This window comes from Myxococcales bacterium, from assembly GCA_022184915.1.
GTDB lineage: Bacteria > Myxococcota_A > Polyangia > Fen-1088 > Fen-1088 > JAGTJU01.
Genome location: JAGTJU010000004.1, coordinates 668,677 through 691,087 on the forward strand (window position 1 = coordinate 668,677; position 22,411 = coordinate 691,087).

Below are 22,411 nucleotides of genomic sequence, written 5' to 3' on the forward strand. Positions count from 1 at the left end.
CGCGTCATCCTGACGTGGGCGTAGCGGCAAGTAAAGGGCCCTGCCCAGAGGGATCGGGCTCAGGGCGCTGACGTTGCGTCTGCAACCGATGAAGACGCGCGAATAGTCCCTCCCGCGCCAACAATTCAGACGGAGTGCCCTGTTCGACGATGCGGCCCTCGTCGAGCACCACGATGCGATCGGCGTTTGCGATCGTCGAGAGGCGATGGGCGATGACGATCGCCGTGCGCCCGCGCATGGCCGCGGTCGTGCCCGCATCGATGAGGCGTTCCGTTTCGGGATCCACGTTGGCGGTGGCTTCGTCGAGCACGAGCACCTCCGGGTCGCGGCAGAGGGCCCTGGCAAGGGCGAGCAGCTGACGTTCACCGGCAGAATAATTGGCACCACGCGGAGCCACGGGCGCCAGGAGCCCTTCGGGCCGTCGCCGCACGAGCTCGCTGGCTCCGGCGCGCACAAGCGCTTCGGCGATGCGCTTGGGCTCGGTCTGTCCAAGGCCCACCGCATGCTCCAGGGTCCCGGAGAAGAGGTATGGCTCTTGGCCGATGACCACGACACGCCGGCGTAGTTCCTGAGCTGGAATCTGACACAGAGGGAGGCCATCGAGGAGGATGTCGCCGGCACTCGGTTCGTAAAGGCGTGCGAGCAGCTTCACGAGCGTCGATTTTCCGGAGCCGCTTGGCCCCACGACAGCCAGGACCTTGCCACGAGGAACGGCCAGATCGATCCTTTGCAGGACGGGCTGTCCCTCGCGGTATCCGAAGGTCACGTTGCGAAACACCACTTGATCGCCCGACGCTGCAGAGATCCTCTGCCCTTGAGGGCGACCTGCGGGGACGGGGGCATCCTTGGCTTGGATGTCCGTGAGTTCGAAGACCCGCTCCGCGGCCGCCATGGCCTGCTGGAGCACGGTGTACTTGGTCGAGAGATCCCGAATCGGTGCGAAGAACTTCTGAAGGTACTCGATGAACGCCACGAGAACACCGAAGGTCAGCGTTCCGGCCACGATCTGGGCGCCCCCGTACCAAAGCAAAGCCGCGATGGCGAAGGAGCCCACGGCTTCTACGATGGCGTAGAGGGCGGCGTCCGAGGTGATCGCCCGGGCGTTCGCGCGCCGGTAGTCGTGATTGAGTTCGTCGAAGCGGGCGGCCACCCAGCGCTCGCGCGTGAAGGCCTGCACGATGCGTACACCGGACAGGTGCTCCTGCAAGAATGTGTTGAGATTGGCAAGCCGTGTGCGGATGTCTCGAAACGCCTCGCGGACGATCCTCCGGAACACGAACGCGATGCCGAAGAGCAGGGGAGCGCTGGCCAATGAGATGAGGGCCAGCTTGGCGTTCAGCGCGAAAATGGCGGCCAGGATGAATGCGAGCTTCACGAAATCAGCGACCAGGCTGACGAGTCCGGACGCGAACATTTCGCTGAGGGACTCGATGTCGCTGGTCATGCGGGTCATGAGCCGCCCCACAGGCGTGGTCTCGAAAAACGACTGGGGCAGGCTCAACACGTGCTGGTAGACCTTGTCCCGCAGGTCCGCCATGGCCCGTTGACCTACGTACTGCACGACGTAGGTTTGCAGGAAGAGCAGCGTGTATTGGCCCGCCAGCGCTGCCAAGTAAAACGCTCCCAGACGATCCAAACCCTGGAGTCGTCCCACCGTGATGTGCTCGTCTATGGCTCGCTTGAGAAGGTAGGGCTGTGCCAGCTCGCAGGCAGCTGCCGCGGGCAACACGACCAAGGCCGCCGCGAGCCAGAGCTTGTAGGGCCAAACGAAGGCGAAGATGCGCGCCAGCAGGTGTCGGTCCAGTGCCTTGCCGATCAGCGGCTCGGTGCTCGGCGATGCGGCGGCGGCTCCGGCGCGCCCCTCCGGTCGGGCGGCGGGTGGCTTCATATCGCCACATCCAGTCCCGGTGGCTCGGCTTGCTCGCGGTAAAGCGCGGCATAGACACCCCCCGCCGCAATCAGCTCGTCGTGGCGTCCGCGCTCGACGAGACGCCCTTCATCCAGCACCAGGATCTGCCCAGCCGTTTCCACGGCGGCCACCCGATGCGAGATGATGACGGCCGTACGGGCTCCCAGATGACGTTGAAGTCGGCGCAGGATCGTTTGCTCGGTTTGTGCGTCGACCGAGGATAGTGAATCGTCGAGTATGAGAAGCGGGCTTCGTGCGTACAGCGCCCGCGCCAACGCCACCCGTTGCCGCTGGCCTCCCGACAGCGTGATGCCGCGCTCCCCCACGAGCGTGTCGATGCCGTCGGGCAGCTCTTTGAGGTCCCGCATCAGCCCTGCATCTTCAGCGGCCTGGCGGATGGCGCGCCGAGCCTCGTCGCCGTGCGCATCGAACAGGCGCGGCTGACCTTCCTCGGAGCGGTCACCGAAGGCGATGTTGTCGGCGATGCTTGCCGAAAACAGAAACGAATCCTGCGGGGCGTACGCGATCTGCCTCCGCAACGCCCCGAGGGGCAGGGTGGTGGCGTCGAGCTCCCCCAGGAACAAGGAGCCGGGAGGGACCTCGGCCAACCGCAGCAGCGCGTCGACGAGCGTGCTCTTGCCGCAGCCCGTCCGTCCCACGATCGCCGTGGTGGTGCCGGGCTCGAGCGTGAACGACACGTCGTGGAGCACCCGGCGGCCGTCGATCTCCACCGACAGCCGGCGGACCTCGAGCCGAGCCTGGCGCAGGTCGGCAATGGCCTCAGGAATGTCGCCCTCTGACCTGGTCTCCGCGGGCGGCGTGGCGAACACGTCACGAACGCGCCCCCATCCCGCAAGGCCGCGCTGCCACAGCGAGAGCACCCAGCCGAGCGCCATGGTGGGCCAGGCCAGGTAAGCGAAGTACGCGTTGAAAGCCACCAGCCCGCCCACCGTCATGCGCCCCGCGATGACCTCCCGACCTCCCAGCCAAACCACGATCAGGGTCCCGAGACCTCCGGCGATGGCGAACTGTGGCCCCAAAAAACCCCGGGTGCGGACCAGGTCGAGCGACCTGCGCAGGTACCCGTTGCTGGCGGCGGCAAAGCGGCGATGGCGATCCGCTTCGAGCGTATAGCCTCGCAACGTGGCCACGCCCGCCAGGTCCTCCTGCAGGTGATTGGCGAGCTCACCCATCTGCGCCTGAAGGGCCCGGCTTTGCTGATGGATGCGCCGGCTTGCGAACTCGGCCGAAGCCACCACGAGTGGTAGGGGCAAGAGGGCAAACAACGTGAGCCGCGGTGACAGTGAGGCCATGAGCCAAAGTCCGGTGGCGTACACGATCGTGGTGTTCATGACGTTGAGCACGCCTGGGCCGAAGAGCATGCGCACGGCGGAGAGGTCGTTGGTGAGGCGCGACATCAGCTCGCCCGTGGGGTGGGTTCGGTGGAACGAGAGCGGCAGTGACATCACGTGGCGAAAGAGGTCGCCGCGCAGCACGAATTCGACTTCCCGTCCGGCGTTGAACACCAGCACCCGTGAAACGGTACGTATGACGGCTTGTGCGGCGGCAAGTCCCAAGATTGCCAGGGCGTATTGGCCGACCTGGGTCATGGCGCTCGCCTCGTTGTGCCGCAGAACATCGATCGACTGTTTGAGCAGCCACGGAATCAACAGCCCCAGGGCATTCGTGGCGAGCAGCGCCCCTGCTCCCGCCAGGAAGCGCTTCGCCTGTAAGCGGCCATAACCTCGAAGCGTTGGAGCTCTCGGGACGGACCCGCTCTTCGCGTCGGAGGTCTTGGGCCCGGCGTGTGCGGTCATCAAGCGGTGCACTGCCACGACCTGCACGTTGTCGCAACAGCGCCACCCCAGCTGCGCCGCTTCTGCACTCTGCACCGAGAGGGGACGATGTGGGACAAGTCCCGGAATTGACTGGTCCTTTGACCCAATTTTCGCGCTCGGGTAGTGTAAGGCCGCACTGCGTTCTCGCGTCGAACGTCAGCTGCGTGGAGAAAGCGCCGATGCCTAGATGGAAAAAGGGAAAGACGAGATGACAATCCGCAAGGTCCTACGTCGTGTGGTGCTGGGGGTGCTGCTGGGCGCGATCGTATCGGTAGGCACCGCCTCGGCTCAAACGGCTGAGCAGAAAAGAGCCGCAAAGGAACACTTCGAGAAAGCGCGGCGGCTTTACGACGTGGGGAGATACCAAGACGCGATCGAGGAGTACCAAAAGGCCTATCTCAACGTCGAAGACCCGGTGTTCTTGTACAACATCGCCCAGGCCTACCGGCTCAACGAGCAAGCGGAGGAAGCGATTCGCTTCTACAAGAATTACCTTCGCCGCGCCCCCGACGCGCCGAACCGAGCCGACGTCGAGGACAAGATCGCCGACCTTCAAAGGGAACTCGAAGCTCGCGAAAGGACCATCACTCCCCCTCCACCGGCCGAGCCCGTGGTGCCAGCGTCGCCGCCCCCGGTGGTCACGCAGGCGCCGCCTACCTTCGAGCCGCCTCCGCCGCGCGTTGCTCCTCCCACGGAGCCGGTATCTGCCACGCCGGTCGAATCCGTTGCTCCCGACAGGTGGCGCACGACGGGCATCATTCTGGCAGGGGCTGGAGGCGTTCTTCTGGTGACGTCCGTCGTGACCGGAAGCATGGCGAACAAGGCGGCCAAGGACGTGGAAAAGCAGCTCGTCTTCGACCCCGATGTGGAAAGCCGGGGCAAAGCTCTCGATGGCGTCGCGGTCGTCACGGGTCTTTTGGGCGTGGTGGCCGGGGTGAGTGGTGCGGTCTTACTGTTCAGCAGCCGCTCGGCCCCTGCCGAAGCCGCAGCCCCAAGCGCGTCGGCGCCGCCCCGCCTTGCCCTGACCCCCGTCGTCGGCCGCACCTTCACGGGCGCCGAGGCCACGATACGTTTTTGAACGAAGCGAGGAGCTTATGATGCGCGCGCAGAGTTTCGCACAGTGGATGGCCGCGGGCGCCCTGGTCGCCGCAACCTTTGTGGCCTGTTACAACCCCGAGATCCCCGACGGGCAGATCGCCTGCAATACGCAGGGCGGAAAGCAGTGCCCCGATGGATTCGAGTGTGAGCCGAAGACGCTGCGATGCGCAACGTCCGGCAGCATCCCAGGGGTGGGGGGGAGCCCAGGGGTGGGTGGGAGCCCAGGGGTGGGTGGGAGCCCAGGGATGGGGGGAAGCCCAGGGGTGGGGGGAAGCCCAGGGATGTGTGTCGGGCCGTTGCCCATGTGCCAGTCCTCCGGTGCAGCAGGCGTCTGCGATCCTGTATGCCAGTCTGGGTGTGCGTGTAATCAGCGGTGCACGGTGGTCAATACTCAAGTCGCGTGCATCGAATCACCGAGCAACGCACTGAAGGCAGTTGGCGATTCGTGCGGGGGTGACGGGCCCACCGCGCTTTTCGATGACTGCCGGCCAGGGACCCTTTGTTTGCCTGAAGTCTTCCCAGCATGTGGCCGTCACTGCTTCCGGTTCTGCAAGGCCGACGGCGATTGTCCGGACAAGGCTGCCTGCATCCCACTCGAGCCAAACACCGCCAAGGTGTGTGATGCGCCGCCAGGAAACTGTAGTCCGGTCTTCGGCGAGGGTAACTGCAACCGGGCGGACCGCCCCTTTCCTGCATTCGGGTGCTTGATCTCAGGGCCAGATAGGCCGAATGAGGCTGTTTGTGATTGCGCTGGATTGATCGACGAAGGACAGCCCTGCGAGCTGGTTCGGGACTGCAAGCCCGGGCTCGCCTGCATGCTTGATTCCTCTGGGAAAGCCACCTGTTTGAAGGTCTGCCCCCTTCGCCAGGAAGCGATCTCCAAGCTCATCTGTGGTGCCGGGCGTCAGTGTGTTGCCTACGCCAACTCCGTGCGCTGGGGAACCTGCCAGTAGTCGTGGAGGGGGCGAGTCCGCCCCCTCGATTTCAGCTCCAATAGAGGATGAGCGCCACGGCCGCGACGTAGAGGAGAAGGTTGGCGAGGAATGGGCGATCGCGCAGCATGGAATCGGTCGGGCTATCGGCGTCGGTTCTGCTGAACGTCAGACCGTAAAAACGAACGATGCCAAAAACCACGAACGGGACCGTCAGGGCGAGCCCTCGGGTCTGGAAGAGCCCTACGGCGTGTTCCGATTGCGTGTACGCGCCGTAGGTGACCACCGTCGCGAGCGCCAGCGCTGCCATCAGGATACGCAGCACCCCGGGGTGATAGCGCTCGAGGACCTCGCGGCTTTTGCCCACGCCATCCTCCAGCAGACGTAGCTCATGGGCCCGCTTTCCGAAGCCCAGCAACGACGACAGGAGGAGGGTGCACACCAGAAGCCAGGGCGAAGCCGGCACCGAGATGGCCGTGGCACCTGCAGCGACCCTCAACAAAAACCCCAGGCTGATGCAACCTACGTCCAAGAAAGGAACCCGTTTGAGCCAAAACGTGTACGCGAGGTTCAGGCCGAAGTAGCAAGCTGCCACCACGGCCAGGGCCGGGGATAGCAGAAAGGCGCCCAGCAGCGCGGCTACCGTGAAAGCTGCCGTGCCCGCCCGGGCGGCGGGAAGTGGCAACGTCCCGGCGGCGATGGGACGGCGCCGCTTGACGGGGTGCGCGCGGTCCTTCTCCACGTCGACGATGTCGTTGAGAAGATAAACGGCGCTCGAGAGCACGCAGAAGCTGGCGACGGCGCCGAGAGCGCGCAAGGCCGCAGCCAGGTCGTAAATGCGCAGGGAGAACACCAGGGGTGCCGCCACGAATGCGTTCTTGACCCACTGGTGGGGGCGGGCCGCCTTGAGGAGAGGGAAGAGCATGAAAAAGGCGCGCAGTTTACTCCGAAGCCGGTCTGCGCCAAGCCTTTCCTCGAGCGGGCGAGCTCCCTCTTCCGAAGGCGAGGGCCTGCCGTTTTGCGTCCCAGGGCGAAAGCGAGCCGACGGCTTGTGGCGGGTGCGCCGTGGTGTAGAGTCTTGGTAAGCTCCCTGGTAGACGTGCTCGATACCGAATCTCCGCAAGCCGCAGACGGCGGTCCGCCCGACGACGAGTTGGTCGAAAAGGCCAAGACCGGTGATTTTTCTGCCTTCGAAACCCTCGTGCAGCGCCACCAAGAGCGGGTGTACCGCCTGGCTCTGCGCATGACGGGGGGGGAGTCTGACGCGCAAGAGGTGGTTCAAGACGCGTTGCTCTCCGCCTGGCGCAACCTTGCCAAGTTCGAGGGCAAAGCCCAATTTGGCAGCTGGCTTTACCGCATCGCCGCGAACGCTGCGCTCATGCTCTTGCGGTCCCGGCGCCGTCACCCCCAGGTATCGATGGAGGACATCAAGCTCGACGGCGCTGACGAACCGGGGCCTAATGGCTTCGGTAGCGGCGCCGGCGATGACTGGTCGAAGCGTCCCGACGACCAGCTTCAGTCTACCGAGCTCCGAAGTGCCATCCAGAGCGCTGTCGACGAGCTGCCGGAGGCGTCGCGTGCCGTGTTCCTCGTGCGCGACGTCGAGGGGCTTTCCACGGAAGAGACAGCCGAAATGCTCGGTTTGTCCGTGCCTGCCGTCAAGACGCGCCTCCATCGGGCGCGGCTGGCCCTGCGCGAGGCCATCACGCGTTATTTCGAGGCGCGGTGACTTCGGGTTCGGTCTTGACGCGCCCCCCGCTGCCCCTGCCGAACAACCCAGCCGCCTCCGCCGCAAAGATAGCAGGGGGAGAACGTGGTGCTCGTGGGTCGTGGCTACCGACGCTGCAGCGTTTGGCCCTCTGCCTCGGCGTTCTATCGTGCGTGGCGACGAATGCAGCACGTGCAGACGACGGGAGACCTGCGGCTCCGTCTGGGACCGCCTTTTCGTCCGACGACGGCAATCCTTATTGGGTTCGCTACCACCAGGCGCTCGTGGACATTTCGGCAAGCGACCCCGGCGCCGAAGCCATCGGCCCGCTGCTCGAGCTCGTGGGGCTTTACGATAGCCTGCCCGACCGCCCCGTCATTGACGCTGTCGCAGAGGTCGCCCGGACCGCCTTCGAGCCCCGCCGCGGCGACCCCCTGGTCGGGGCTTGGGCGGCCTTTCATCTGGCGCGATGGGAAGACGAGCGGGGTCGAACCGACGAGGCTCGTCGGCTGCGCGAGCGCCTTGGTCTGATCGAAGATTTCTGGGTCCTTGGGCCCTTCGAGGCTCAAGGTCGATCGACCCTGGAGTCGCCGCTTGCCCCCGAGCGGGAGCCGCTCAGCGTCCTCGCCACCGTCCCGTTCGAGGGAAAGTTTCAGAGCGTCTCCTGGCGCAAGGTGCGGAGTATGTCTCGTGCAGGCGTGGTCTTGGTGGGGGCTGCGGTGGCGCCCGACGACCAGGCTGCGGCGTTTCTTGCGGTCTACGTTCGGAGTGCCCGGAAACAAGCGGCGGCGTTGCGCCTCGGTAGCTCCGGCCCGGTGAAGGCGTGGCTCAACGGGCGGGCCGTCCTGACCCGCGAGGTCGAGCGGCCTGCGCGACTCGACCAGGACGCCGCCCCCGTGCAGCTCGAGCGCGGCGAAAACCTGCTGGTGCTCAAGACGGTGAACCTGGACGGCGCGTGGCGCTTGTTGGTGCGCCTAACGGATCCGCAAGGGCTTCCCTTGTCAGGCGTGACCGCCACCCTCGAGGGTAAGCGGTCAGCGCCCTTGGGTCCCGCGGGCCCCGCGACGCGCACCGTCCGAGATCTCGGTCCTGAGCTAGAAGCGCGCTGGACGCGGGCCCTGGCCGCCGGAAAGACCGAGAAAGCCCGGCAACTTGCGTTGTCTCTCGCTCGCTTCTGGGCACACGCAAGCCCTTTCGATCAGGAAGAGAAACCAGGCGAGAGGGTCCTTCGCGCCACCTTGGAAAAGGGGGATGCTTTCGCGTTGTGGCGGTTGCTGGGTGAGATCGCCGCCGAAGACAACGATCGCCTTGCGGCGTTGGAAAAAGCGCTCTCGCTCGACCCGCCTGCCGTCGAGCGATGCCTCGTGCTTTGCGAGCTCGGCGACCTGGCTCAGGCAGCCCGGCGGCCGGTGCGTGCACTGTCTTTGCGCCAGCAGGCGATCGCGACCGAAGATGCGGCGGGAAGCGGGCGTTGTTGGCCCGCGCACTTGGCGCTTGCCGAGGAGGCTCGGGCGGCCGGCATGCCGGCCTGGGCATGGCAACGCCTCGAAGCTCTTCCGGCCGCGCTGGAGGAGCTGCCCCCCGTGCAGAAACGCCAGATTCAGGTCGCGTTGGCCTTGGGTCAGGTCGAAAGGGCGCGCGGAACGGCTGCGGCCCTGGCCAAAAGAAGGCAAACGGATTCCGACTTGGCCGATACCCTCCTTGATGGGGCCCGTGCTGCACGTGACACTGACACCCTGCTTCGCCTCACGGAGAGCCTGGCAAAGCGGCGCCCCGATCTTTCGTTTTGGACGCAGGACTGGGCCGAGGCCCTCGAGGGGGCTGGGCGGCTCGATGAGGCAACGCGCGTGTTGTCGGACGCCGTCGAGGCTGTCCCGGGGGCCGCCGACCTGCACGAGGCGCTGGGCCGCTTGCACGCCCGGAGGGGCCGTTCGTCCGAGGCGGTTCGGGCGATGGAGCAAGCGCTTTCCTTGCGTCCACAGAATCCCACTTTGCGGAAATACAGAGAGTCCCTGACTCGGGACGACGACGGGCGCGCCGACGAAGCCGCAGCCGACCTGGCTCGGCGCTATGCCCTCGATCCCACCGCCCTCGTCAGCGAAGCCCTGGCGCCCCCTCTGCCCGCCGCCCCGGAAGATGCCGCACGGGTGCTGCTGGACCGGCGGGTGGTCAACGTGCACGAGAATGGACTTTCGGAAGTGTTTGCGCAGCGGCTCGTCCACGTGCTGACCGAGCCTGGCGCCCGGCAAAACGAGACGTTCTACATTCGCTACACGCCTGGGTCCCAGGAGGTGGAGGTCCGCCAAGCGCGCGTCTACCGGCGCAACCCGAGCGGCGTGCTCGAGATCTCGTCGGCCACGGGGCGCGAGGATCGCGACCTGTCAGAGCCTTGGTACTCGCTTTACTACGACAACCGTGCCGAGGTGGTGACCTTCGAGGGCCTGCACCCCGGCGATGTGCTCGAGATCCAGTACACCGTGGCCGACGTGGCGGCTCGCAACGAAATGTCAGGCTATTTTGGCGATTTTCAGTTCGTGGCGGAGACCGTGCCCACGAACCTTTGGCAGTACGTGCTGGTGGGGCCAAGCCGAAAGACATTCTTTTTTCACACGCCCACGCTGCCTGGGTTCTCGCGAGACCAGGTCGAGCGGGGGGGGCGACGTGAGTACCGGTTCGAGGCCCGTCCCGTGGCCAAGGTGATCCCTGAGCCTTCGATGCCGGGGTGGGCCGAGGTGGCGCCCTACCTCCACGTGAGCACCTATGAAACCTGGGATCAGGTCGGTCGGTGGTACTGGAACTTGGTTGCCGAGCAGCTCGTTCCCGACGCCAACGTGAAGCGACTCGCCGAAACCGCGGTCGCCGGGGCCAAGACACTCGAGGACAAGGTGCGCGCCGTCCACGAGGCTGTCATCCGAGGAACGCGCTACGTGGGGCTCGAGTTCGGGATCCACGGCTACAAGCCTTACCGGGTGTCGCAGATCCTCTCCCGCCGCTTCGGGGACTGCAAAGACAAGGCTTCTTTGATGGTCTCGATGCTGAAAGTGGTCGGTGTCGAAGCCGAGTTGGTCCTGCTGCGCACCCGGCGCGGGGGTGCTGTGGAAGCGGCGCCGGCTTCGCTGGCCGTATTCGATCACGCGATCGTGTATGTGCCCGCCCTCGATCTTTACCTCGATGGTACGGCCGAGTTCTCCGGCATGAAGGAGCTTCCTCATCAGGACCAGGGAACCATGGCGTTGCGGGTGAGCTCAACGGGGCAAACGCTGGTGCAAACGCCTGTCTTGCCTTCGCGGGACAATCAGGCGCGCCGCACCTGGAGCGTGGCGCTCGGCGCTGACGGAGCTGCCAAGGTGGAGGAGACGGTGATGGTGCGGGGACAGGCGGCGCCGGAGTGGCGTCAGCACTACCAGACGGCCGGAGAGCGTCTCGATAAGTACGGCAAAATTTGGAACGCCCGGTTCCCAGGCGCCGTCGTTTCTGCGCTTGCCATCACGGGCACCGAAGCTCCCAGCGAACCGGTCGCCGTGAGCGCCACGATCGACGTGCCCCATCTGGCCGTGGCTCAGGGGCCTGCGCTGCTGCTGCCCCTTGCCTCGCGAACGCCCGAGTACCTGCGCGCCTACGCGAGGCTGTCTCACCGCCGCATGGACCTCGTGCTCTCGTATCCCTGGCAGCACGAGGAGACCTTGGTGTTCGACCTGCCCCCGGGGTTCGAGGTTGCGCGTCTGCCGAAGGACCTCGAGATCGAAGCGCCGTTCGGACGTTTTCGGCTGGCGATCGTTCGCGACGCTGAGCTCGGTAGCCGGCTCACGGTGGAAAGCCGCCTCGACATGGTAGAGTACCGGTTCTCGTCCGCGCAGTACGGAGCTTTCAGGCAGTTTCTGGGCGCGGCCGAGGCCGCTTTGCGTGACCACGTTCGGCTCGAACCTGTGCAGCGGCCGACTGTGGGGGTGTCGGGACAATGAAGGCAGCCTCCTCGTTCGTGAGGCAGGGGACGCCTGGCTTTCGTCGTGGCCTTGCCCGAGGCGTTTCGTCAGGTGTGTTCGGGGCGTTTCTGGCGGCGGCAGTGGGGTGGGGGTGTGCCACCTCGGGAGCGCAGCAACGCGGTGCCGAGGGCAGCCCTCTGTCTCAGGAAGGCTGGGCGCACGCGATCGCGGGAGATGCCGAACGTGCACGGCGAGACTTCACGGCTGCGCTTGCCGCCGCGCCCGAAGATCCCTTTGCGCGCTACGGGCGGCTGGCCTTGGCGTTCGAGCATGGCGACACGGAGGCCGCGCTCGACGACCTCCAGCTTCTGCTGGCCGACGCTGATCGAAAGGACGCGGGCCCGTGGACACGCTGGCTGGCCAACGCGGCGGCGGTCTGGCTCGACGTGCTCATGTTCGAGACCTCCGCGTGGCAAGCCCGTTGGGCCGAGCTGATGGCGATCCCGGGGGAGCGGCTCCCGTGGCCCGTGCGCCTCGAATGGCTCCAGGCCCTGGACGACACCGCACGCCGGATGGGGCAGCCCGAGCGTCTCGTCGAGGTGGCGCAGCGGGCTCACTGCCCGCGGACAGCCGTGCAGCAGGGCTCTGCAGGCCGCCGGCCCGTGCTAGACCTCCGCGTGCCGCTCGGCCAAGGGACCCGCACGCAGAGTGAAGGGCCCGTTCAGGTCTCGGGGTGCCGAGTCCAGGTGCCGTCCCGCGATGGGTTGCCCGGCGTCGTGCTCATCCGCTCCGAGCTCGAACTACCCGAAGGCGGCGCCTACGATGTGGTGCTCGACTACCGAGGCCTCGCAGCGCTGCGCGTGGACGAAGGGCCCTACCACGCTCACGGGTCAACCGACGCCTGGGGACCGCATCACTCGGCGATGCGGGTCACGCTTGCGCCCGGGCGGCACACACTCGAGCTGCGGCTTTCGACCTACGGGGGTGGTGCAGAGTACTGGTTGGCGGCCTTTCATGCCGATGCCGAGGCCATCGTCCCCAAGACATCCCCGGAGCCCTTGCCTCTCCACGAACCGGCTGCGGTGGCTTTGGGAGCGCTGACGCGGGTGCAGGTCGCGCGGCTCGAGGGTCGGTGGCACGAGGGCCTGCGCGCCTTCGAGACACTGCGGGGCCTGCGCACCTTCGCTTTGGGCCTGGTCGAGTCAGGGCGCTTCGCCTTGGCTGATCCCACGGCCCCGGACAACGTGACCCGGGATCGGGCGCGGAGTGCTTTCCGGTTGGCGATCGAGAGGGATCCGGCGGCCGTGCGCGCGCGCCTGGCGCTGTCCTCGCTCGAGAGCCTCGAGGGGCGAACCCGCGAGGCGACCCTTCAAGCTCAGGCCGCCCGGAAACAGGCGCCGCGCTTCTGGCCCGCCGCCCTGGCCGCACACGAGGCCTTCAGCGTAGATGGCCTCGAGCACCAGGCTGATGAAGCCCTCGATGCGGCGCTGGCGATCGTGGGCATCGCAAGCGCGGGCCAGCCTCCCCGCGTGTGGGGATGTCCCGTGCTCGAGGCGGCTTTTCGGCGCGCGCGACAACGTGATCACCTTGGCTCTTTGGATTCTTGGCTCGACCTACTAAATCGGTGTGACGCCCGAGACCTCGGGCGTGCGGCCCAGGCGCTCGACCGTGGTATGCCCGCGCTTGCCGCGCAGCTGTATGCGGCGGCAGGCGCCGTGTCGGCGGCGCCTCACTGGCAGACGCTCGACCACGCGCAGGCGCTGGCCGCTGCGGGGCAGACGCGCTCCGCCATGGCCCTCGTCGAAGCCGAAGCGCGGGTGTGGGCGCGTGACCCCTCCTTCGTTCTGCGTCTCGCGAACCTGCACACCCAGCAGGGTGACGAGGCCAGGGCGCGTGCCGTGCTGACGGACGCCTTGCAACGTTTCCCCGGCGCGACCGACGTGCGCCAGGCAGCGCGGGCCTTAGGGGTGCCGCTTCCCATCGATGGCGAACGCGTGGACGGCCTCGGGGTGATTCGCCGCTTCCTGAATTCGGACCGGCGTTACGACGCGCCTGCCGTGTTCGTCCTCGACCGCCTGGCCGAGCGGGTCTTCCCTGACGGCACGCGCATGCTGCTCACCCACGGGATCGTTCGGGTGCAGTCGAAGGAAGCCCTCGACCGCTGGGGCGAAGTCAATGTGCCCGCAGGCGCCGAGGTCCTGACCCTGCGCACGGTCAAGGCCGACCTGACGGTACGGGAGCCCGAAGACATCTTCGGCAAAGAGAGCGTTTCGGCCCCCGAACTCGAGCCGGGCGACTTCGTCGAGTGGGAAACACTCGAGACCGTCGAACCGTCTGCTGCGTTTGCCCCGGGCTTTTTGGGCCAGCGTTTTTACTTCCAGTCGAACGAAGCGCCGCTCGACCTGAGCGAGTACCTGGTGGTGCTTCCGACGACCGCGGAGGTCTCCTTCGATCGCCGCGCCCAGGCTCCAGCTCCCCTCGAAGAGCGACGGGGCGACGGCCTTCGGACGTTGTATTTCGTCGCGCGGCAGGTTCCCCAGGTCTTCCCGGAACGGGCAGCCGACAATGCACTGCAGTGGATTCCGTCCGTTCGCCTTGCGAGCCAAGTGGACGCCCACACTTGGGCGGCGTTCGTGGCTGAACGCCTGTCGACCATCGCACGACCGTCGCCGCAGGTCGAAGACGTGGCGGCCGAGGTCCTCGCGGAGGCCGGAGGCCCGAGCGCCGGGCAAGCGGATCGCGCCGCCGCCCTCGTGGCGTGGACCACAAAAAAGATCGAGGCCGAGGGCACGGCCGATGAACCCGCGACGTTTGCGCTGGCCCGGGGCCGCGGCAACCGCCTGGCGGTGGCTCTGGCGCTGGGGCGGGCGCTGGGCGTCCGAGCCGAGCCGGTCATGGTTCGCCCCTTGTCCGTGGCCGCACACGACGATGTGTCGTCGCCCGAGGAGGTCATGTCGTTTTCGGAGGTCATCCTGTACTTCCCCGAGCTTCCCTCGGCGTCTGGCCAGCCCGGCGTTTTCGTCGACCTTCGCTTGCGGCATGCACCCTTTGGCTACGTGCCACCCGGACTCGATGGGGCGCGCGCCCTGAATCTCGATGGTGTGCCGCGCTTCACCTCGAGCTTGGTCTCGGACCGCCGGGAGGTGGACCTGCGCCTCGCGGTCGCGCTCGACGGGGGCGCTACGTTAAAGGTCAGTGAGCACCTGGTGGGTAGCCCTGCCATCGAGTGGGCTGAGGCGCTCGAGCAGATCGGCGCCGACGAAGACAAGCGTCAACGCCGCTTCGAGGATGCCTATTTGGCTCATCAGTTCCCGGGAGCCGAGCTTCAGATGGTCTCGTTCGACGTGCGCGACGGGGAGGTCCACTTGACCTACGAGGCGAAACTGGAACGGTTGGCCTCTGTGTCATCGCGAGGCATGACCGTCGAGCCGCGCTTTTTCGTCTCACAACCTGGGCGTCGCTTCGCAACCGAACCCACGCGTGCCACAACTCTGCTGGTCGGGCCCGACGTACCCCTGGTCCTGAATGCAACGGTCATCTGGCCCGCAGGGTTTCGCGTGATTGATGCCGGGGAAGGCGTGGCGGTCGAGCCCCTGGGGCCTCATGGCCCGCGCTTCGTCGAACGCCGGACGGTGTCCCCGGGTCAAGCGGGCAGCCCCGCCCAAGTGGTCATTCATCGAGAGTCGCGCGTGCCCCTCCTCCGCGTTTCGTCTTCGTCTTACGCGAAACTGAGCGCTTCGTTGCGCAAAGTCGATGCGGCTGAGCAATCTGTCATCCGCGTGGTGGCTCCCGACGCCGTGAGCGGCGGACCGGCACGGCCCGTGGTCACTGCAGGAGACGCGCATGCCAAGTGAGCAAACATCCATGGGCGCTCTCGACACCTTGGAGGAACCAAAGCGCGTGGTGGTCCTGGGCGCGGGCTCGTGGGGCACGGCTTTGGCGTGCCTGCTCGTCGAGCGCGGTCATGAGGTCACGCTGTGGGGCCGCGATCCTGCGGCTGTCCAGGTGATGCAGGAGGCGCGGGAAAACAGACGGTATCTGCCCGGCGTGACGTTACCGGAGGCCTTGCGGCTGTCGTCTTCTCTCCCAGGCCTCGTCGAGGGAACAGACGCCTGCGTGGTGGCTTTGCCTTCGATGCACATGCGGGAAGTGCTCACAGCCCTGTCGACCGATTTTTCGGGTGTCGTGATCTGCGCCTCGAAGGGTCTCGAGCGTGGGTCCTTGCTCACGATGGATGCGCTCATCGCCACCGTGTGGCCTCGCAGCCACCCGGTGTTGCTGTCCGGGCCCACGTTCGCTTTGGAAGTGGCCCACCGCAAGCCGGCCGCGGCCGTGGCCGCCGCTCATGAGCTCGGCGCCCGTGAATTCGCACAGCAGCTGTTCAACTGTCCCCGCTTTCGGGTCTACGCCAGCGAGGATGTCGTGGGCGTGGCGCTTGGGGGAGCGCTCAAGAACGTCATCGCCCTGGCCGCGGGCTGCTCAGACGGGCTTGGTTACGGCAACAACGCGCGGGCCGCTCTCATCACCCGAGGGCTTGCCGAGATCGGCCGCTTGGCCGAATGCCTTGGTGGCAACCCGCTCACCTTGGCGGGGCTCGCGGGCCTCGGGGACCTGGTGCTCACCTGCACCGGGGATCTTTCGCGCAACCGGACGGTGGGCATGGCGCTGGGGCGAGGAGAGCCCCTCGGCAAAGTGGCGGCCCGGTTGGGGCAGGTGGCCGAGGGGGTGGAGACCGCCAGCACGGCGGCCGAGCTGGCCGCGCGCCTGGGTGTGGAACTTCCCATCACCAACGAGGTGGCAGCGGTGCTGCAAGGGCAGCGCACCCCGGCCGAGGCGGTCGCCCGCCTATTGGCACGCGAAATTGGCATCGAGCTCGGTGGTCGCAGCTCTGTGGGGGAGCGAGAACGATCCCGGTAGCGCGTCTCCGTGTCAGGAGACGATTTGCAGCTGCCTGCGATACTCCCGCACGAGATCGGGTTCGGCGGGGGGTTCATCGAGGTGGTCGAAGAGCGCAAGGATCGCTTTGCGAGCCGCACCGTCGGCATAGCCCGGGTTGCGCGAGACGCTCTCTAGCAACGCGTCGAGCGCGGCTTTCACGTCTCTTTGGGTGAGATAGGCGGCGGCGAGGGACAGTCGGGCCTCGTGGTCCCGGGGGTTTTCGGCGACGGCCGCCCGTGCGCCCGTGACGCCGCCGGACGGGACCTTCTCGAGGAGCGTTGCGAGAGCACAGAGCGCGTCGACGCGCCCAAACTCGGCCGCCGCAGGGTGGATCCGTTCGGCAAGCTCACGAATTTCGCTGGGCGAACCGCCGGTGCGGACCAGCGTATGCGCCAGGTGGAACGCGGCTGTGTTGGCCACGTCGGGATCGTCGAGCAAAGGGCGCAAGAGCTCCTGGGCGGCCGCAGGATCGCCCGCTCCCAGTTTGGCCAGCGCCGCCCGCAAGAGTTCCTGCGCCGGTGAGGGGACGAGACGCCTGATGAAGTCGGCAATGGCAGGCGCCGGCAGGGCGCCCACGAACTCGTCGACTTGTACGCCGTCACGGAACGCCTTGACCGCCGGGATGCCTTGAATCCCAAAGGCGGCCGAGAGCCTGGGGTGCTCATCCGTGTTGACCTTGACCAAAACCACGCGCCCCTGGGCCGCCTCCACCTCCCGTTCGAGCAGCGGGCCGAGCACGCGGCACGGACCACACCAGGGGGCCCAGAAGTCCACCAACACCGGCACTTGCTTCGAGCGCTCGATGACCTCGGTTTGGAATTCGGCGTCTCCGACGTCCTTGACCAAGTTCGTCATGCAATCATCTTGGCGCCCAGCGCGAGCTCTCGCAAGCTCGGGTATCATCAGCGCGGTGCCTGTGTTCGGGCTGACGGACGACCCCGGATTGTTCCCTGACCCCCAGCATGCCGAGTCTGACGGCCTGCTGGCGGTGGGCGGCGACCTTTCGCCTGCGCGGTTGATCAACGCCTATGCAGCGGGGATCTTCCCGTGGTTCGAGGAAGGCCAGCCGATCTTGTGGTGGTCACCCGACCCCCGCATGGTGCTCACCCCGGCCTCCTTGCACGTGCCCCGCTCCTTGGCCAAGGCCATGCGTGCGCACGCGTTCGAGGTGCACTTCGACAAGGCGTTCGAGCGCGTGATGGATCGCTGCGCAGCGAAGCGTCGCCCCGGCCAAAGGGGAACCTGGATCACCGCGGACATGAAGCGAGCGTACCAGCGCCTGCACGAGCTTGGTATTGCGCACTCGAGTGAGGCCTATCTCGACGGCAAGCTAGTGGGGGGGCTCTACGGGGTGAGCCTCGGGGGGGCGTTCTTCGGAGAGTCCATGTTCGCCGACGTGCCCGATGCGTCCAAGGTGGCCTTCGTGATGCTCGTACGGCAACTCGAGGCCTGGGGCATCGATCTCGTCGACTGCCAGGTGACCACCGCGCATCTGGCACGCTTCGGAGCCCGCGAGGTGCCCCGCGGTGACTTTCTCGCACAGCTCACCCAGGCGTTGGGCAAGAAGACCCGACAGGGCCGCTGGGACCGCGAGCTCTCGGCAGCGGCGTCCTGAGACCCGCCTAGACGTCGAGACCCACGGCGCGCATCAAGGCCAGCGCGTTGCTCTTCTGAACTACGCCCGTGCGCAACGTGTAGTCGAAGTGCATGTGGCCGTCGTCCAGGCGATCTTGAAAGTGAACGTTGACCACCTCAGGGCCGAGGGTCTCGGGTAGCCGCGTGAGGGCCAGATCGTGCGTGGTGACCAGCCCCAACGTGTTGTGAGTCATGAGAGCCTTGACGACACCCGCCGCGCCCGCCCGTCGGTCTTCCGAGTTGGTACCGGCGAAGATCTCGTCGAGCAAAAAGAGCACGGGACGCGGTCCGTTGGCCGCCGCGAGGGCCACGACTTGGCGCACGCGCAACAGCTCGGCGAAGAACCGTGAGCGCCCCTCCTGGAGTGAATCGGAGACGCGGATCGAGGCTCCGATGTCGAAGGGGCAGAGCCGCACGTCTTGTCCACACACCACGGAGCCCGCTTGCGCCAAGACGGCGTTCAGTCCGATCGTCCGCAGGTAGGTGCTTTTGCCCGACATGTTCGAGCCGCTCACCATCAGCAGGCGAATCGACTGACCCGGATCGCCGATGTCTTTGCCGCCGGTCTTGTGCCCGAGTCGCGCGGGGTTGCTCACCCGTTTGGCCCCCGGCAGCAGCGGATGCCCCAGAACCCGCGCCGTGAAGCGAAGCTCACCCGGCTCGATCACGGGGTTCTCGAAGGTGGGATTCTCGAAGGCAAAGCCCGCCACACTGCAGAGCGCCTCGAGCTCCGCCACCACGTCGATCCACACCGTCACGGTGTGCCCGTGCGTGCGCCGCCAGCTCTCGATCGTGAGCGCCCAGAGCGGGGCCCAGTAAAGTGGCCAGAGCAACGGAATCAAGAGTTGGTTGCGGTACGCATCGAAAAATCCCACGCGTCGCGACAGTCGAGCGATGAGGCGGGAGGGGCGCTCGGATCGCGTCCCGAGGCGCTTGCGCATGTGAAGAAGCCGTGGCGCGTCGAAGGGCGTCTGCTCGAGCAACTCGAGGAGCGCACCCATGACCTGCAGTTCCGAGAGGCGATGGTTCACCTCGCGGGCAACCTGCAGCACGGCGTCGAGGAGCGCGCGCATCACGAAAAGGTCGACGACGAGGATCGCCAGCAGCGCCCACCCCGACAGGCGCCCTGTGAAAGCCAAGGGCGCAATCACGGCAAAGGCGGTCGCCAGAACGAGGGCCAGCGCGACCAAAAGGGCCGTGTGTCCTCGCGACCAGGGCAGGGGGGGCGCCTCTGCCCATCGACGCAGCGCTTCGGGCTGTGTCTGCGCACGTACGTCAGCGCCCACGACGGCTAGCTTTTCCCTGAGCTCGACCTTCGGCGCCAGCTCGGCCACGGCGGCTTGGCGATCGCGAATCTCCTGGGGACTCGCGGGGGAGAGGAGCCAATCGGCAAGCCGCCGTTGTCCGGGCGCCGTACGGGCTTCGTTGAGGCGCTCGAAAAGACTTCCGCGGCCAAAGACGTCCAGGTCGCTCGCGTAGGGGTGTTCGGGGTCGAAAAAAGTATCTCCTGTATCGCCCCGCCCCGCCCACTCGTCACCCAGCCGCGCCAGTCCGCGCTCGAAAAAGGCAATGCCGCGGGCGACCCGGGCCCGGCGCTCCGCGAGCCGGCTTTCGTAGACCCACAGAGCGGCAAACGCTACGGTGGGCAGCAACGCCCAGCGTGCCGAGATGTCGTGGTTCTTGTAGGCATAAACGAGCACGGCCACCAGGGCCACCGCCAGCCCGAGGCGTGCGCGCACGCTCAGACGGTCCCGGGAGAGCAAGCGCGATAGGTCGGCCTGGCGGGCGGCAAGGCCCTCCTGGTAGGCGTTCATTGGCACCGCGTGCGACACCAGGACTCCGGGACGCGAAGGCTCAGAGCAGGTGATCCACGGCCAACGCCGTGAAGAGCAACATGAGATACAGGATGGACGCACCGAAGAGGGAGCGGCCCCATCGCGCGGCCCCTGCACCCTCGCGATTGGCAAGTCGATAGCCCGCCGCGGTCCACGCCACGAAGCCAGCGCCCAGAAGGGCAGCCGCGCTGGTGTACAGCCATCCCGACACGCCAAGCGGTCGCAAGGCCAAGCTGACGAGCACCATGGCTACGGCGCACGCCAGGGCCCAGGCACGTGTTTGCCGCATGCCTTGTTCTGCGGGCATCACCTTGAAGCCAGCGCGGCTGTACTCTTCGGCCCGGAACACGGAGATCGCGAGGAAGTGCGGGATCTGCCACAAGAAGAGGATCCCGAACAACACCAAGCCCGGGGCATCCATCCGCCCCGTGGCGGTGGTCCAGCCCATGAGGGGGGGCAATGCACCGGGTACCGCCCCCACGAACAAGGCCACTGAAGACTTCTGCTTGAGCGGCGTGTACAGGAAGACGTAGCTCGCAAAGGCCACGAATCCCAAAATGCAAGTGAGCGCGTTGCCGCCCAGGAGCATCAGGGGCAGCGACGTGCAGAGCAGGGCGGTTCCCGTGGCCACCGCCGCGTCCGCAGACAAGCGGCCCTGAGGCAAGGGGCGGTTGCGGGTACGCTTCATGCGTCCGTCGATGTCGCGCTCGAGGTACATGTTGAGCGCGTTGGCGGCGCCGACGATGAGCAAGGTGCCGAGCAGAGCCACCAGACCCTTCCAGGTCTCCTGCGACTGGGGCGCGAGCCACAGGCCGCCACCGAACGTAGCGATCACCATCGCGGAGATGCGAGGCTTGGTGAGCGCGACGATCTCCCTGCCGAGCGCCCGGAGGCTCACGTTCGCTCCGCTGCGTGCCGGGGCGCTGCCGAGGTAAAGGCCCCAGTGCGTGGCCAAGAGCGCTACGCCAAGGCCGATGTGGGCCTGCACGGACGTGAGAGGCAAGGCTTCAGCCACGCTCTGGGCGCCCACGAGGGCCTGAGCCAGGACCAGGAGCACGACCGCTCCCGCCAAGCCACGGAGCCCGGGACGTTCCCGCGTCGCGGCCACCATGGCCAGCGCTGAGCCTGCCACGAGGCAGACCGCGGCCAGAGAGCCCACCCGGTGCAGGTCGTGGACGAGACCCGTGGCCTGCTCGCTCCCGAAAACGACGCCGCCCGTGGCAGCCGCAAAGCGCACGAGCGCCCCCAGCACCATCTGGAAGACCATCGCCACGCCGGCCACGAGCACCCAGCGGCGGACCCCGGGGTTGACGGGCGCGCGGTCCTGGACGACGGACCGGGGCGACGTGCCCACGGCCACGTAGAGCAGACTCAGGAAAAACGCGACGCCCGCGCCGTTTTGGAGAGGCACGAGCTCCCGCGGGACGCGGAACTCCATGGCCGCCCAGCCCGCGCTGGCGAAGGCGAGAACGGCCGCCGCCCAGGCCGCCCGTGCCAGGGCGGGTCGGGCGTCCCGGATCCGTGTCAGATAAGCCGCGACGAAGAGGGTCATACCAGCGGCCGTAGCGCCGGCAATCTGCCCCGGCAGACCCGCGAGAAGGGTGTTGCCCAGCCCTGCGGTCTGGGTGCCGGGCTGCGCGAGAACGACGAGGAGCCCGAAGGCCGCCACCGCCGCTGCGACAGCCGCCAGGTGCAACACGACGGACGGTCGTTCGGGCGACCGCCCCGGAATGAGGGACGAGTTGGGGTTCAAACTGTCGAGCTCCGCATGCCGGGGTCGCCGGCGAATCTAGCTGCCAGCTTGGAGACCAGGTCAGGGGTTATTTCGCGACCACTTCCAGGTTCAAGGCCGCCGGCTTGCCGGCTTTTACCTCAACGTCTGCGGTTTGGGCACCGTATTTTTCGTGCCAGTACTCGATTGTGTACTTTCCCGGTGCCAGACCGTCGATCGTGAAGCTGCCGTCATCGCCGGTCACGGCGTAAAAGGGATTGTCTACCACCACGACCCAGCCGGTCATCCAGGGGTGAACGTCGCACTTGAACTTCACCACGTCGCCCGATTTGGCGAACTTCTTCTTGAGCGGCGGGAAGCCCTGAGGCTGCGCCTGGTTGAAGAGTGTGGCGGGGCCCTTGTACGTGTGGACGTTATGCAGCGTTTGGTCGCTATTCTTGATGAGCACTTGTTGGCCGGCTACGGCGACCGCCACGCGGGGCTCGTAAACGCAGCCGGATTGGTCGAGCACCACATCGCCGGACGCCGCAGGGGCAGCGCCTTCGAGACCCTTGACGACATGCACCACCACGTTCTTGAGACCGCCCTTCGGGCCCACCACGACCGATGTGTCCTTGGCCGTGTGCTTGGCACAAAAAGGGTCGGACTTCATGTTGAGGTCCTCCGGCTTGGGAGGGGAACCCTTGAGCTTTACGGTCCCTTTGAGAGATGCCGTCTCGGCGGCCGAGGCCACGTCGGCTCCCACGGGTCCGAGTGCGATAGCGCTACCAAGAAGGGAGGCCAGGGCGAGATGTCTTCGGGTCATGGGGACTCCTCGTGGGGAAAAAGCTCTCGTGATTGCGCGTGCTTACCAAGGTGGTCGG

General features: G+C 66.7%; 13 protein-coding genes. 6 read left to right on the top strand and 7 right to left on the bottom strand.

Translation table 11 applies throughout. The annotated features are described in order from the left end of the window. Window positions 1-4 precede the first annotated feature (4 nt). Complete coding sequence (locus tag KA712_17900) at window positions 5-1,888, bottom strand: ABC transporter ATP-binding protein/permease (protein ID MCG5054841.1); 1,884 nt, start codon at window positions 1,886-1,888, stop codon at window positions 5-7. Then, window positions 1,885-3,801 (bottom strand): ABC transporter ATP-binding protein/permease, encoded by a 1,917-nt coding sequence (locus KA712_17905; GenBank protein ID MCG5054842.1) that lies wholly within the window; start codon window positions 3,799-3,801, stop codon window positions 1,885-1,887. Before KA712_17905 ends, KA712_17900 begins: the two co-directional genes overlap by 4 nt. A gap of 154 nt (window positions 3,802-3,955) precedes the next feature. On the opposite strand from KA712_17905, the gene KA712_17910 reads away from it, so the two are divergent. After that, window positions 3,956-4,825, top strand: coding sequence for a tetratricopeptide repeat protein (locus KA712_17910; GenBank protein ID MCG5054843.1), 870 nt, complete (start codon window positions 3,956-3,958; stop codon window positions 4,823-4,825). Window positions 4,826-5,829: 1,004 nt separating this feature from the next. On the opposite strand, the gene KA712_17915 is transcribed toward KA712_17910, so the two are convergent. After that, window positions 5,830-6,702, bottom strand: a complete 873-nt coding sequence (locus tag KA712_17915; GenBank protein ID MCG5054844.1) for a decaprenyl-phosphate phosphoribosyltransferase — start codon at window positions 6,700-6,702, stop codon at window positions 5,830-5,832. Window positions 6,703-6,876: 174 nt separating this feature from the next. On the opposite strand from KA712_17915, the gene KA712_17920 reads away from it, so the two are divergent. The 4 genes from KA712_17920 to KA712_17935 all read left to right on the top strand — a co-directional run bounded on the left by KA712_17920 (window position 6,877) and on the right by KA712_17935 (window position 16,325). Continuing rightward, window positions 6,877-7,506: a sigma-70 family RNA polymerase sigma factor gene (locus KA712_17920; GenBank protein ID MCG5054845.1), complete on the top strand. Its 630-nt coding sequence runs from the start codon at window positions 6,877-6,879 to the stop codon at window positions 7,504-7,506. 263 nt (window positions 7,507-7,769) lie between these two features. Further along, window positions 7,770-11,447: a DUF3857 domain-containing protein gene (locus KA712_17925; GenBank protein MCG5054846.1), complete on the top strand. Its 3,678-nt coding sequence runs from the start codon at window positions 7,770-7,772 to the stop codon at window positions 11,445-11,447. Beyond that, window positions 11,444-15,262 carry a hypothetical protein gene (locus KA712_17930; protein ID MCG5054847.1) on the top strand — a complete coding sequence of 1,273 codons (3,819 nt, stop codon included), beginning with the start codon at window positions 11,444-11,446 and terminating at the stop codon, window positions 15,260-15,262. Before KA712_17925 ends, KA712_17930 begins: the two co-directional genes overlap by 4 nt. A gap of 10 nt (window positions 15,263-15,272) precedes the next feature. Next, entirely contained in the window at window positions 15,273-16,325 is a 1,053-nt protein-coding gene (locus KA712_17935) for an NAD(P)-dependent glycerol-3-phosphate dehydrogenase (protein MCG5054848.1), read from the top strand. A 12-nt stretch (window positions 16,326-16,337) separates the two neighbouring features. On the opposite strand, the gene KA712_17940 is transcribed toward KA712_17935, so the two are convergent. After that, window positions 16,338-17,201, bottom strand: coding sequence for a tetratricopeptide repeat protein (locus tag KA712_17940; GenBank protein MCG5054849.1), 864 nt, complete (start codon window positions 17,199-17,201; stop codon window positions 16,338-16,340). Window positions 17,202-17,256: 55 nt separating this feature from the next. Here KA712_17940 and aat point away from each other — a divergent pair, with 55 nt between their 5' ends. Beyond that, a complete protein-coding gene (aat, locus tag KA712_17945) occupies window positions 17,257-17,961 on the top strand; it encodes a leucyl/phenylalanyl-tRNA--protein transferase (protein ID MCG5054850.1) in 705 nt (234 codons plus the stop codon). A gap of 7 nt (window positions 17,962-17,968) precedes the next feature. Here the strand turns inward: aat and KA712_17950 are convergent, their stop codons facing one another. The 3 genes from KA712_17950 to KA712_17960 form a co-directional block, all read right to left on the bottom strand. Continuing rightward, window positions 17,969-19,813 carry a DNA mismatch repair protein MutS gene (locus KA712_17950; protein ID MCG5054851.1) on the bottom strand — a complete coding sequence of 615 codons (1,845 nt, stop codon included), beginning with the start codon at window positions 19,811-19,813 and terminating at the stop codon, window positions 17,969-17,971. Window positions 19,814-19,835: 22 nt separating this feature from the next. Further along, entirely contained in the window at window positions 19,836-20,927 is a 1,092-nt protein-coding gene (cyoE, locus tag KA712_17955; GenBank protein ID MCG5054852.1) for a heme o synthase, read from the bottom strand. A 709-nt stretch (window positions 20,928-21,636) separates the two neighbouring features. After that, window positions 21,637-22,353, bottom strand: a complete 717-nt coding sequence (locus KA712_17960; protein MCG5054853.1) for a carboxypeptidase regulatory-like domain-containing protein — start codon at window positions 22,351-22,353, stop codon at window positions 21,637-21,639. Window positions 22,354-22,411: the final 58 nt, after the last annotated feature.